The sequence below is a fragment of the Haloarchaeobius amylolyticus genome (assembly GCF_042678045.1).
In the GTDB taxonomy this organism is placed as follows: domain Archaea; phylum Halobacteriota; class Halobacteria; order Halobacteriales; family Natrialbaceae; genus Natrinema; species Natrinema amylolyticus_A.
Genome location: NZ_JBHUDI010000011.1, coordinates 270,475 through 282,217 on the forward strand (window position 1 = coordinate 270,475; position 11,743 = coordinate 282,217).

Here is an 11,743-nt window from a genome sequence, read left to right on the forward strand (position 1 = left end):
TCCGATGTCAAACTCTCCCGTTTCAAACGACTCGATCGCTCCCTCGAGCCCCGAACCGGAGGCTCAGCGCGATCGATCGAAATGGCTCCTCCGTTCACTCAAGGGTCCAACGCAGTTTCTCTCGTTCTGGGCCGCGATTGCGCTCCCGTTCGTCCATCTCCCCCTGCTCGCACAGGGCCTTGGCGATCCCGACGTGACGCTGGTGTTTCTCCTCTTGCTCGCCGCCAACGTCTTCGCGCTCTACGTCGGCCACGGATACAATCAGGAATGATACGAACTCCTGTCAGTCAGTTCCGGCGCACCCGCGACCTGTCCTGCAGGTGCGCCAGTATCGGGACAGCAGACCGTATGAGTCACTCCGCCGTTCCGAACCGTTATCCCGTCCGCCATCTACATGTCTCCGTAGATGACGTTTCGCGTCGACTGGCGCTCGAGTTGTAGCCTCACCGGGACGGTCCTGAAGTGGCTCGCGGTCCCGACGATCGCGCCGCTCGCGCTGGCCGTCGTCGACGGGGACGATCCGCTGCCGTTTCTCGTCACACTCGTCGTCACCGTCGTCCTCGGAGCGGGCCTCGAGGCACTGACCGACGAGCGCGAGATCGGCCAGCGGGAGGCGTTTTTGATGGTCGCGCTGACGTGGCTCGGCGTCGCGCTGGTCGGGGCGATCCCCTTTCTCGTCGCGGGGACGGGGGTGTTCACACAACCGGTCAACGCCGTTTTCGAGAGCACGAGCGGCGTGACGACGACGGGAGCGACCGTGATCGCCGAGTTCGGGATCCACTCCCGTGCGATCATGCTCTGGCGGGCTATCCTCCAGTGGCTCGGCGGCCTCGGCATCCTGATCGTCGCGATCGGCCTGTTCTCGCACCTGCTCGTCGGCGGTGCCCAGCTGATGGAGACCGAAACCCAGACCCAGAACGTCCACAAGCTCCATCCCCACCTCGACGAGACGGCTCGTCTCATCTGGGGACTGTACGTCGGGATGACAGTGCTTACGACGCTCGCCCTCGTCTCGCTTTCGCTGGTCGGGCTCGCACCGGAGATGGACCTCTACAACGCCGTCGCACACGCCCTGACCAGCGTCTCGACTGCCGGGTTCTCCCCGCAGCCCGACAGCATCGGCGCGTTCTCGCCGGCCGTCCAGTGGACGCTGATTCCCGTGATGGTCGTCGGCGCGACCAACTTCGTGTTGCTCTACGCCGTGACGCGAGGCGAGTTCCGACGACCTTTCGAGTCCGCCGAGTTCCGGTTCTACGCCGCCCTCCTCGCGTCGATTGCGACGATCGTCGTCGCCACCCTTGCTCTCGATCCCGAGATCGCGATGGGGCTCGAGCCGACGATCCGCCACGGCCTATTCAACGTGGTGTCGATGGTGACGACGACGGGCTACGCGTCGGCGAATTTCGACCTCTGGTCGCCCGGTGCGAAGCACATGCTGTTTCTCTGTATGTTCACCGGCGGGATGGCCGGCTCGACGACGTGTTCGATCAAGTCGCTGCGCTGGCTGGTGATCCTCAAGGCGTTCCGCCGCAACCTGTTTCTGGCCGTTCATCCGGACGCCGTTCGACCGCTCCGCCTCGACGAGACCGTAGTCGATGAGGAGACCATCGGCGACGTCTTTACGTACGTCACCCTCGCACTGGTTATCTTCTTCCTGCTGACGGTCGTCATCGTCGTCGACGCTGCCCGCGTCGGCAACCCGGTCGACGAGTTCGACGCGCTCGGGGCGGCCGCCTCGATCTTCCTCAATATCGGCCCCGCGTTCGGCGTCGCCGGCCCGTTCGACAACTACCTCGCGTTCTCGCCGCTGACCCGGGCCGTGATGATCGTCATGATGTGGATCGGCCGCATCGAGATCATCCCCGTGCTCGTCCTGTTGACCCCCGAGTTCTGGGAACGCTGAACGCTGGGTCGGTCGGCGGTCTGCTTACGGGCGCGCTGTGACCTCGAACGGAGCGTCCCGCTCGAGTCGCCGGCCGCGTCTACTCGTCTCCGTCGATCGCAGCCTGCGCTTCGTTGAGCGTGAACTTGCCCTCGTACAGCGCGCTGCCGACGACGACTGCGGCCGCGCCAGCGTCTTCGAGCGCCCGCACGTCCTCGAGGGTCGCGACGCCGCCGCTTGCGATCACCGGGATGTCGGTTGCCTCGACCAGCTCGCGGACGGGCTCGGTCGCGACGCCCTCGAGTTGGCCCTCGACGTCGACGTTCGTAAAGAGGATCGCGGCGGCCCCGAGGTCGTCGTAGCGTTCGGCCGCTTCGACGGGCGAGATCCCGGCTCCTTCGGTCCAGCCTTCGACGACGACCTCGCCGTCTTTCGCGTCGAGGCTGACGACCACGCTGTCGGGATGCGCTTCGCTGATCTCGGCCACGATCTCCGGGTTTTCGACCGCTGCAGTGCCGAGAATGACCCGGTCGACGCCGCGCTCGAGGAGGTCGATCGCGTCGTCGGCAGTACGAATCCCGCCACCCAGTTGGGTCGGGACGTCGACGGCGTCGATGACCGCATCGATGGCATCGGCGTTCGCCCGCTCGCCCTCGAACGCGCCGTCGAGGTCGACGAGGTGGAGCGTCTCCGCGCCGGCGTCGATCCATCGCCGGGCGGCCTCGACGGGCTCGCCGTAGGTCTTCTCGGTGCCGCGTTCGCCCTGGACGAGCTGGACGACCTCGCCGTCCTGGATGTCGACCGCCGGGATCACTTCGAACGCCCCGCTCGCGTCGTTGGCATCAGTGCGCATACTCGAGTGCGCGAGGCCGGCGCGAGTAAAGGCGACGGTTTCGTCGACCGCCATCGCCGCGACACTGTTCTCGATAGTAACAGAATCCTTACAAGTGTGGTCGGTGTCGGTCGCCCTATGCCGGTGTCGGCGTGCGATTTCCTCGCACAGACGACTGTAACTCGACCCGACCTGACGACGGACGCCCTCGTCGTCTTCGGCATCGTCGGACTCGCGCTCGTGCTCTTTCTCACCGAGCGGCTGCCGATCGACGTGACTGCGATCCTGTCGATCGTGGTGCTGGTCGTCCTCGAGCCCTGAACGGGCGTCGATCCCGCGACCGGTCCCATCTCGGGCTTTTTGAATAACGTTCGAGTTTACGAAACTCGCGTGGTCGTCCTCCTCGTCGGCTCGCTGTACCTGATCTTCGTCAGCCACTACCTGCTTCCCGAACGCGTGAGTGGACGACGGAACGACTGACTGCCGGCAGCGGACGGCAGTGCGAACGGATTCCGGTTCGAATCGCCGAACAACCTGCGGCCGACGGCCCGACATCCCACCGTTATCTGGTTCGCTCTCGCCACCAGTGACAGCAGTTTCCCCAAACTGATTTCACACGCTGCCCTGAAATGACACTACGACATGCGCTCCTGTATCGCTCGAATTCGACACCGACCCGCGACACTGGAGGGGCCACGCGAGCGATGAATTCGCGCCGTATCGACGCCATCATCGATCTCGCCTACGGAGCACTGATCTTCGTCTCGGTCGTCCTGATCGTCTCCGTCGGAACACAGGTCGGGTTAGCGTTCGGATTAGGCGTCTTAGTCTCGTACGCACTGCACGTCATCTGGAAGATGGCTCGCTTCGATCCGGAGTGGATGACGACGGCAGTCGAAGAGACGGTCGAAGAGACGGTCGAAGAGACGATCGGCGAACAGGTCGACGCGGTCCAGGACCAGATCGAAACCGTCGACCGTCGCATCGATCGTCGTCCACGTGAAGACGAGATCCAGGACTTACTCGAAGAGACGGCCAAGGACGAACCGCGACGGGAATCCGATCGGTGAGGTGAGTCTTGGGAATCGCTCGACCAATTTGGGTGCCCCGGCTAATTCTGCCCCGCGATGTAGTTCGAATCAGGAACGGTCGAACCTTGATCAAGTAACGAAACTCATGCGCCACGGGTAGTTCAAACCCCGTCAATGCCCGGTACAGCGCGGCACAACGCATATGCGAATGCACGTGAAATCCGTACAACATATGAGCACGGTGTTGCTTCTCGTGGGGGTCCTCGTGGCGGTCTTCGTCGGCTACAACATCGGCGGTGCAACGACGGGACCTGCGTTCGGTCCAGCCGTCGGTGCTGACGCCATTTCGAAGGTCAGTGCCGGTGGGCTGATGACGATATTTTTCTTCGTCGGCGCGTGGACCATCGGCCGTCGCGTCGTCGATACCCTCGGTACCGAACTCGTCACCGACACCGCCGTCTTCACGCTCGAGGCGAGCGTTGCCGTGCTCTTCTTCATCGGCATCGCACTCTTCGTCGGTAATTTCTTCGGCGTCCCCGCGTCGACGTCGATGACGGCCGTCGGCTCGATTGCAGGACTCGGACTCGCCGCCGACGAACTCAACTGGGCAGTCATGGGCGAGATCGCCATCTGGTGGATCGTCTCCCCCTTTATCGGCTTCTGGGTCTCGCTGATAATCGGCCGCTACTTCTACTCCTCTCTCAATCGCGTGATCGCGATGGAGCGAAGCCAGGGGCCGTTGTTCGAGATCGACCGATCCCGTCCCGTTCCGATCCCAGTCCCGAGGGACACGACGAACCGGCGCGAATTGGTTGGTGTAACGATGGTGATCGTCATCGGCTGCCTGATGGCGTACAGTTCCGGAACCTCGAACATCGCGAACGCGGTCGCCCCGCTCGTCGGAAGCGGTGAACTCGCGATGAATCCCGCCATCATCATCGGCTGTCTCGCGGTCGGGATCGGCACGTTCACCATCGCGCGGCGTACCCTCGAGACGATGGGCAACGATCTCACGGAACTCCCGCTGCCGGCGGCGATCGTCACCGCGACGGTCAGCGCCTCGCTCGTCATCTTCCTCTCGGCGATCGGCATCCCCGCGAGTTTCGTCATCATCGCGACGATGTGTATCATCGGCCTCGGCTGGGGACGGGCGACGCGGCCGGTTACGGTGGCCGAGGCGGTCCGCGGCGAGGAGACGGTCTCGGTCTCTGTCGACGCCCTGACCGCCGACGAAGCGGGAGAAGAACTCCCGCCGATCGGCGAAGAGGAACCCGAACGGATTCCGAGCGCGGCCGATCTCTTCGATCCGGCGACGACGGCCCGCGTGGTCCTCATGCAGAACGTCGTCCCGCTTATCGCGACGATCGGGGCGTACGCGACGTTTCGGTTCGTTCCCGTGTTCGGACTCTGACTCGAGACGGTCTCTCGTACGACCACCTGTCAGTCAGTGTCGGCACACCCGCAACCCGCTGTGCGGGTATGCCGGTACCCAGTGACAGGGGGCCCTCCAGGAATCAGATCTCGCGCTCGGCCGAGTCACAGGCTGTGTGCTGCACCCGATCGAGCCCGGGTCTGTGCCTCCCCTGCGTGTTTGTACTGGATAGCAAGACGAATACCCGCCCCGCCGTAGGCGGGGTAACATTCACTCGTTCCGGCGTGGAAGGGGACGTATGGTCTCACGTATCTTGGTTCCGATGGAAGACTCGGAAATGAGCGAACATACCCTCGAGTACGCCCTCGAGGTCTTTCCGGACGCCGAGATAACCGTCTTACACGTCGTTGGCGAACCGTCCCAGATGTGGGGGCACGCGACGGGGCTTGCGCTCGCCGACGATCTCGAGGAAGCCGCGGAGGAACACGCGAAGAAAGTGTTCGATCGCGCACGCGAAATCGTCGCGGACGCCGACGGCGACGCGGAACTCGAGACCGCGATCGAATTTGGCCATCCCGCTCGTGCGATTATCAACCGGGCCGACGACTACGAGACGGTCGTCATCGGTACCCACACTGGGTCCGTTGCGGATCGCATCTTCGTCGGCAACATCGCCGAGAAGGTATTCCGGAGTTCCCCGGTTCCGGTGGTGGTCGTCCGGTAAGCTGACGACCCGCAGTTGTTCGTGAGCCCCAGAACTATGCGCGTCTCGGATCGCCCCGCACGTCTTCGGTTCGACGACGGGAATCACAAATAGGCGCGTTTTTACCATCGGACGTACGAGTTGTCTGCCGTGACGGAAGTACTGCTTATCGTAGGGATTCTCACCGCGATCTTCGTCGGCTACAACATCGGCGGCTCGACGACGGGCCCCGCGTTTGGACCTGCTGTCGGCGCGAACGTGATCACGAAGGTGATGGCTGCCGGGCTGATGTCGGTGTTCTTCTTTCTCGGTGCCTACACGATCGGCCCGCAGGTCGTCGATACGCTCGGTAACGAACTCGTCACCGACACCGCCGTCTTCACGCTGCGGTCGAACGTCGCCGTGCTCTTCTTTATCGGCGGCGCGCTGTTCGTCGGCAACTACGCGGGCGTCCCCGCCTCGACGTCGATGACCGCCGTCGGGGCAATCGCCGCGCTGGGGATGGCGACCGGCGAACTCAACTGGGACGTGCTCGGCGAGATCGTCGTCTGGTGGATCGTCGCGCCGATCCTCGGGTTCTGGGTGGCCGGCGTGGTCGGGCGATACTTCTACCCCCGAATCAACGCCTGGGTCGCCATCGAGGAAAAAGAGGGCGGCCGACCGATGGTGTCGATCGACCGATCGGGACTCGTGCCCCGCCTCCAGTTCGGCGTCGACGCCAGCCGCCGAGAGATCGTCGGCGCGCTGACCGTCGTCGCTATCGGCTGTCTGATGGGCTTTTCCTCGGGAACGAGCAACATCGCCAACGCGATCGCGCCGATCTACGGCACCGGCGACGTCGACATGGTGCCCCTGATCCTGATCGGCTCCGTGGCGGTCGCGGTCGGCTGTTTCACGATCGCCCGCCGTACGCTCGATACACTGGGCAACGACATCACGAACCTCCCGCTGACGGCGGCGATCGTCGTCGCCGTCATCAGTTCGGGAATCGTCATCTTTCTCTCGTCGATCGGCGTCCCGGCGAGTTTCGTCGTCATCGCGACGATGAGCATTGTCGGCCTGGGCTGGGGCCGGGCGACGCGAACGACGACGCTGTCGGAGGCCGCCCGCGGCGAAGAGACGCGCGTCTCGGTCGGTGCCCTGACCGCCGAAGCGGAAGGCGAACGCTCACCTGAAATCGGCGAAGAAGAACCCGAGGACATCCCACAGGCGTCGGACCTATTCGATCCCTCGACGACGGCCCGCGTCATCCTCATGCAAAACGTCGTGCCGGCGATCTCGACGGTCGGTGCCTACCTGACCTTCCGATTCCTGCCGATCTTCGGGTTCTGATCGGGACTGGCCGGGACGTGGTCGGAATCACGTGCCCGAACCGGCAAGTATTTCGATCAACTGGCTGTTCGTGGGAAGGCTTCTCGTTTCTCTCCCGTATTTCGCACTATCGTTCAACGAACCCTGTCTGTCTTGGGTTCGAATTGGTCGATCCTGACTCAAAGACGATTGAGGACTGAACAGCAAGCTATACCAGTACGGCGCTCGAACCGGGGAGTGATGCCCACGGTAGAATACCTCAACTACGAAGTACTGGACGACCAGGGCTGGGACATGGACGACGACGACCTCTTCGAGAAGGCCGCTGACGCTGGCCTCGACGGAGAGGACTACGGCTCGCTCGACGTCGCCGAGGGCGAATACATCCTCGAGGCGGCCGAGACCCAGGGCTACGACTGGCCCTTCTCGTGCCGCGCCGGTGCCTGTGCGAACTGTGCCGCGATCGTCAAGGAAGGCGAGATCCAGATGGACATGCAGCAGATCCTCTCCGACGAGGAGGTCGAAGAGAAGAACGTCCGTCTGACCTGCATCGGCTCGGCCGAGACCGACGAGGTCAAAATCGTCTACAACGCAAAGCACCTCGACTACCTGCAGAACCGCGTCATTTAAACGGCACACCGCGTGTCGACAGGTGACCGTCGCCCCCATTGTGGGGCTGTTTTTCGCGCCGACCGTCACAACCGCTCGAGTAGCGACCGGGTCGAACGGGCAACTGTGGCTCGATGTCGCCCGACAGTCTCAGTGCTCGACTGACATGTAGTCACCGAACGCCCGTTCGTGCGTGACGAACTCGTGTGCGCCGACGAGGACGACCACGGCGACGACGATGAGTGTCGCGTCGACGAGCGATGGGAGCAAGCCGAGTGCGACGATCAGCGTCGTCGCGCAGGCCGGCGGGTGGCCCGTCTCGGTCGCGAACATTCCGCCTGTGGTCAGTGCGACGGCGACGACGCCGCTGGCGACGAGTCGGAGCTGGGCGGTGGCGAGCATCGGTGCAGCCACGGTCACCTCGAGCCCAGGTGCGATCGTATGATAGGAGAGCAGGCCGGCGACGACGGCGGCGAGGTGGCCGCCGATCACCCGTCGCGGCGTGACCGTTTCGCCGCTGCGGACCGTCGCCAACAGGAACGCGGAGGGTCCGAGGCTCGGAAAGATCAGCGCCTGCCCGCTCACCCAGGCCAGGACACCCGGAACTGCGAGCAACACGCCGACGTACAGAGTCGCAAACGGCGCGTCCTCTCTCATTGCGGTCGCGTTAGAGATGTGAACGGATAGACGCAGTGTTTCGGCCTCGTCTCGAGTCGCCGATCACTCGAGGCATGCTCGCTGTGAGTCTCCGAGAAACACTCTATCGTCTGGCGGCGGTCGCCATCACCGAACTGTCAGGAGTTCGGCGTGGGGGAGCATCGGGTGTGGCACGTGAACCCCGAGGGCCATCAGCCCGTGACCGACCAAGACGTATCCGAGCGCGACGAAGACGACGCCGAGGGCGCGGTGCAACCGCTCGGTGTGGAGCGGGTCGAGCGAGTTGATCGCCGTCCCGTAGAGGAAGACGGCCGGGAACGTCCCGAGACCGAGCGCCGTAAGCGCGGCAGCGCCGGTCGCGGGGGACCCGATGGCAAACGAGTAGACGAACGCGGAGTACAGCATCGGACAGGGAAGCAGGCCGTGGGCCAGTCCCAGCCCGAAGATGTGCCGTCCGGACGCCCAGTCGTCGATGCGGCTCGAGGCCGCGCGCAGCAACTGATCGATCCCGAGACCCGGGAGCGGGAGGCTGTGCAGGCCGACGTCGGACTTGCCGACGACGTGTCCCAACCCCAGACCGATCACGAGAACGCCGAGCGCGACGCCGACCGATCCTCGGATGACGTTCGTGACGGCGAGAACCGAGTCGGTCGTCACGTACAGGACGCCACCGAGCGCCCCGAAGAGGCCTCCGAGCGTCGCGTAGCTGACGGTTCGGCCGAGATTGAACAGGCCATGGCGATACATCGCCCGTCTGGACGGCTGACGCGAAGCGCCGCCGTCGGTTCGCACCGATCCCGCCCCGTCGTACAGCGTTATCAGCGGCCCACACATGCCGAGACAGTGGACGCCGCCGAGCAGGCCGATGCCGAATAGCAACAGGAAGTCAGTTCGTACGATCGCGACGGGGTCGATCATACGCGATCTTCCTCCCGCGCCGGCGACCGGCCGAGCGCCGCCGGACGACTCTTCGCCTGCCGCGTTCGTTCTCTTCGTCGAGTCGAATTCATGGTATCGATACCCAGGGATCGAGCGAGCAAGGTGTCTCGTTACCACTCGATAGTTGTTGGAAGACCGGGCCTGAGATGCCGCCAAAAAGGCCCTCTGATCCGGCGGCAGCGGCCGGTCGGGCTGCCTCCGCTACTCAGTCATCACACTCCGCACAGTCGTCGCTCGGGGCCGTGATGTCGTAGTCGGTGTGACACGGCTCGGGCGGCAGCGAGATCGACGGGTTGCTATCGAGGAACCCTTCGGGTTTGAGGTGGAAACTCGCGATCTCGACCGGGAGGATGGGCCAGTCCTCAGCGCTGGGGACGTGGTTGACCCCCTGCGTGTACCAGACGACGAGGTCCTCGTCGACGAGCGACCGGTCCTGTTCGGTCCACTCCGGCAGCCCGGTCGTGTCGTCGTTGAGGTTCGGATAGTCGCCCGCGGCGAAGCGCTCGTCGTCGTCGTACGGCGTCACCCAGAAGTTGTTCTGGATGAACCCCGAGCGCTCCATGTAACTCGAGGTCGGCTTCATCGGCGCGGCGACGTTGGTGTGGGGCTCGAGTTTGTAGCCACAGCTGCGTCCGTAGGAGTTTTCGGTCTCGCTGCTGGCGATCCGCCAGTACCGGCCGCGAAGCGGATCGATGTCCTGCCGGGCCTCGTTTTCCCGCTCCAGCAGTGTCTCCTTCGCACGGAACGCGTTCTTCCGGTTTCGTTCGCTGCCAGTCGGTTCGTTGTGGACTTCGTAGGCCCGCATCGGGCCGCCGTCGATGTCGAAGTCCAGCCGGAAGTTGAAGAAGTGCTGATGGATCGGGGCTTTCACCTGCGGTGCGACGATCGCGTACTGCCCGTAGGTATCTTCGGCGGTCTCGTCGGCTGGGATGACACCGTTCGAGTCGACGCCGGTCAGGCGCACTTCGGCCTCGATACTGCCGTCGGGGTAGAAGTACCAGTAGAACCCGTAGTCGTAGTTGTACACGGTCGCGATAAAGGAGATGACGAGACGGCGGCGACGCCGCACCTCGGTGTGGGGCTTGCGCTCCTCGGTGTGTTTCCAGAGGACGCCGTCGTCTTCCTCGTGCATACAGATCGCGCTCTCTAACGTCTCGGCCTCGCCCTCGATGGTGTTCATCTCGACGTCGAAGTACCTCATGACGCCGAGACAGTCACAGCCCTCGGTGAGCCGGTTGGCCATCCGACCGACGTGATATTCGCCGATGTCGAAGGCGTTCTTCCAGGAGTGGTTCGGGTCCGGATCGCCGTACGGAACGGCCATCTCGCAGGCAGACGCACGGTGGAGGACCCGGCGCGACTCGTCGCCGTCGTCGAATTTGACATCGTGGAAGACCAGCCCCTCGCGGGCGGTCCAGCCGACTTGCATCTCCCAGTCGAGCCACTCGACCGTGTTGCCGTCGACCTCCCAGCTCGGACCGTCGGGCTGGACGACGTCGAGGTGCTCGAAGTCGTCCCTGGTTTCGACCCTGTCGGCACGGTAGTCGGCGTCTTCGGGTGGCAGCGGGTTGTCCGGATCGGGAACGCCGTTGTCTTCGATCTCGACGACCTCCATCTCGTCGAGATCGACGAACGCGAACAGCCCCTCGATCGGCCGTGCACGACCATTGTCGTGCTCGCTCGTGCGAATCCACGAGATCGCCCGACAGAGGCGTTTCCCCTTGTGTTCCTCGGGTTCGAATCCGCTGGCCGACCAGGGGTCGACCATGACCAGCTCGAAATTCTCGACGCCGCGTTTCGCCGCCGCGGCTTGCCAATCGGGATCGGTCTTGACGACCTCGCGGGCTTCCTCGATTTCTTCTGGCATTACCGCGGGCTCAGCATCCGGCAGATGGTCGCACTCGAGAACGGTTTCCTCAGTCAGAGAGACGGTCGCTTCGTACGTTTCCCCCGCCTCCCGCGCGACGATCAACACTTTCCGATCGAACGCATCGCCGGGCTCGAACGCCCGGATATCTGCTTTCGGCGGCTCTGCGAGCGTGACGTTATGATACTGTACTTCGTCGCCGAGATCGGTTTCCGTCTCGAAGATTTCGACGGCTCCCTCGATCTCGTCAGCAGTGAGCGGATCGAGCGGATGATCGACAGCTGTGTGTTCTCGTTGTGTACTCATGGGCTAATCTGGCTCATTCACCGAACGTTCGTCGAGTGAACGAGCCGACGATCTACTCTGTGGTCGGTTTCGTCTTGGCGGTTGTTTACAACCCGGGCGTAGTAACCGACGAAGCGCCGCTGGCGAGGAGAGACCGACGGCTCACCGGACGATGACGACGGGAGAATTGAGGGGGTGAGCGACTGACAGTCGGGAGACACCCACCTGCACGGCAACTCGAGCGGTGTCCCTCAG

At 63.8% G+C, this 11,743-nt stretch carries 11 protein-coding genes and 1 pseudogene; 8 read left to right on the top strand and 4 right to left on the bottom strand.

Translation table 11 applies throughout. The annotated features are described in order from the left end of the window. Window positions 1–4: 4 nt before the first annotated feature. On the top strand, window positions 5–271 hold the full coding sequence (locus ACFR99_RS17390; RefSeq protein ID WP_390290055.1) for a DUF8028 family protein: 267 nt from the start codon (window positions 5–7) through the stop codon (window positions 269–271). Between the two features lie 135 nt (window positions 272–406). Continuing rightward, window positions 407–1,903, top strand: coding sequence for a TrkH family potassium uptake protein (locus ACFR99_RS17395; RefSeq protein WP_390290058.1), 1,497 nt, complete (start codon window positions 407–409; stop codon window positions 1,901–1,903). 79 nt (window positions 1,904–1,982) lie between these two features. On the opposite strand, the gene hisA is transcribed toward ACFR99_RS17395, so the two are convergent. Further along, window positions 1,983–2,735 carry a 1-(5-phosphoribosyl)-5-[(5-phosphoribosylamino)methylideneamino]imidazole-4-carboxamide isomerase gene (gene hisA, locus ACFR99_RS17400; RefSeq protein ID WP_390291292.1) on the bottom strand — a complete coding sequence of 251 codons (753 nt, stop codon included), beginning with the start codon at window positions 2,733–2,735 and terminating at the stop codon, window positions 1,983–1,985. Between the two features lie 117 nt (window positions 2,736–2,852). Here hisA and ACFR99_RS17405 point away from each other — a divergent pair. From ACFR99_RS17405 to fer, 6 genes and pseudogenes are all read left to right on the top strand, one after another. Beyond that, window positions 2,853–3,125 (top strand): annotated as a pseudogene (locus ACFR99_RS17405) (SLC13 family permease); the annotation flags it as partial. Window positions 3,126–3,418: 293 nt separating this feature from the next. Further along, the gene (locus ACFR99_RS17410) at window positions 3,419–3,784 is read left to right on the top strand and encodes a hypothetical protein (protein ID WP_390290060.1); all 366 of its coding nucleotides are present in this window, start codon (window positions 3,419–3,421) and stop codon (window positions 3,782–3,784) included. Window positions 3,785–3,977: 193 nt separating this feature from the next. After that, window positions 3,978–5,156, top strand: coding sequence for an inorganic phosphate transporter (locus ACFR99_RS17415; RefSeq protein ID WP_390290063.1), 1,179 nt, complete (start codon window positions 3,978–3,980; stop codon window positions 5,154–5,156). 259 nt (window positions 5,157–5,415) lie between these two features. Further along, window positions 5,416–5,841 (top strand): universal stress protein, encoded by a 426-nt coding sequence (locus ACFR99_RS17420; protein ID WP_390290066.1) that lies wholly within the window; start codon window positions 5,416–5,418, stop codon window positions 5,839–5,841. A gap of 129 nt (window positions 5,842–5,970) precedes the next feature. Next, window positions 5,971–7,152 (top strand): inorganic phosphate transporter, encoded by a 1,182-nt coding sequence (locus tag ACFR99_RS17425; protein WP_390290069.1) that lies wholly within the window; start codon window positions 5,971–5,973, stop codon window positions 7,150–7,152. 219 nt (window positions 7,153–7,371) lie between these two features. Next, window positions 7,372–7,761, top strand: coding sequence for a ferredoxin Fer (gene fer / locus ACFR99_RS17430; RefSeq protein ID WP_390290072.1), 390 nt, complete (start codon window positions 7,372–7,374; stop codon window positions 7,759–7,761). A 129-nt stretch (window positions 7,762–7,890) separates the two neighbouring features. Here the strand turns inward: fer and ACFR99_RS17435 are convergent, their stop codons facing one another. From ACFR99_RS17435 to ACFR99_RS17445, 3 genes are all read right to left on the bottom strand, one after another. Continuing rightward, window positions 7,891–8,397 (bottom strand): HPP family protein, encoded by a 507-nt coding sequence (locus ACFR99_RS17435; RefSeq protein WP_390290075.1) that lies wholly within the window; start codon window positions 8,395–8,397, stop codon window positions 7,891–7,893. 126 nt (window positions 8,398–8,523) lie between these two features. Continuing rightward, window positions 8,524–9,315 (bottom strand): sulfite exporter TauE/SafE family protein, encoded by a 792-nt coding sequence (locus ACFR99_RS17440; protein WP_390290078.1) that lies wholly within the window; start codon window positions 9,313–9,315, stop codon window positions 8,524–8,526. A 226-nt stretch (window positions 9,316–9,541) separates the two neighbouring features. Further along, a complete protein-coding gene (locus ACFR99_RS17445; RefSeq protein WP_390290081.1) occupies window positions 9,542–11,509 on the bottom strand; it encodes a primary-amine oxidase in 1,968 nt (655 codons plus the stop codon). Between the last annotated feature and the right edge of the window lie 234 nt (window positions 11,510–11,743).

Bases quoted from the DNA above. Each gene is read 5' to 3' on its own strand.
- ACFR99_RS17440 (WP_390290078.1), bottom strand. From the start codon at position 9,315: ATGATCGACCCCGTCGCGATCGTACGAACTGACTTCCTGTTGCTATTC.
- ACFR99_RS17445 (WP_390290081.1), bottom strand. From the start codon at position 11,509: ATGAGTACACAACGAGAACACACAGCTGTCGATCATCCGCTCGATCCG.
- ACFR99_RS17395 (WP_390290058.1), top strand. From the start codon at position 407: ATGACGTTTCGCGTCGACTGGCGCTCGAGTTGTAGCCTCACCGGGACG.
- ACFR99_RS17415 (WP_390290063.1), top strand. From the start codon at position 3,978: ATGAGCACGGTGTTGCTTCTCGTGGGGGTCCTCGTGGCGGTCTTCGTC.
- fer (WP_390290072.1), top strand. From the start codon at position 7,372: ATGCCCACGGTAGAATACCTCAACTACGAAGTACTGGACGACCAGGGC.
- ACFR99_RS17435 (WP_390290075.1), bottom strand. From the start codon at position 8,397: ATGAGAGAGGACGCGCCGTTTGCGACTCTGTACGTCGGCGTGTTGCTC.
- hisA (WP_390291292.1), bottom strand. From the start codon at position 2,735: ATGCGCACTGATGCCAACGACGCGAGCGGGGCGTTCGAAGTGATCCCG.
- ACFR99_RS17390 (WP_390290055.1), top strand. From the start codon at position 5: ATGTCAAACTCTCCCGTTTCAAACGACTCGATCGCTCCCTCGAGCCCC.
- ACFR99_RS17420 (WP_390290066.1), top strand. From the start codon at position 5,416: ATGGTCTCACGTATCTTGGTTCCGATGGAAGACTCGGAAATGAGCGAA.
- ACFR99_RS17410 (WP_390290060.1), top strand. From the start codon at position 3,419: ATGAATTCGCGCCGTATCGACGCCATCATCGATCTCGCCTACGGAGCA.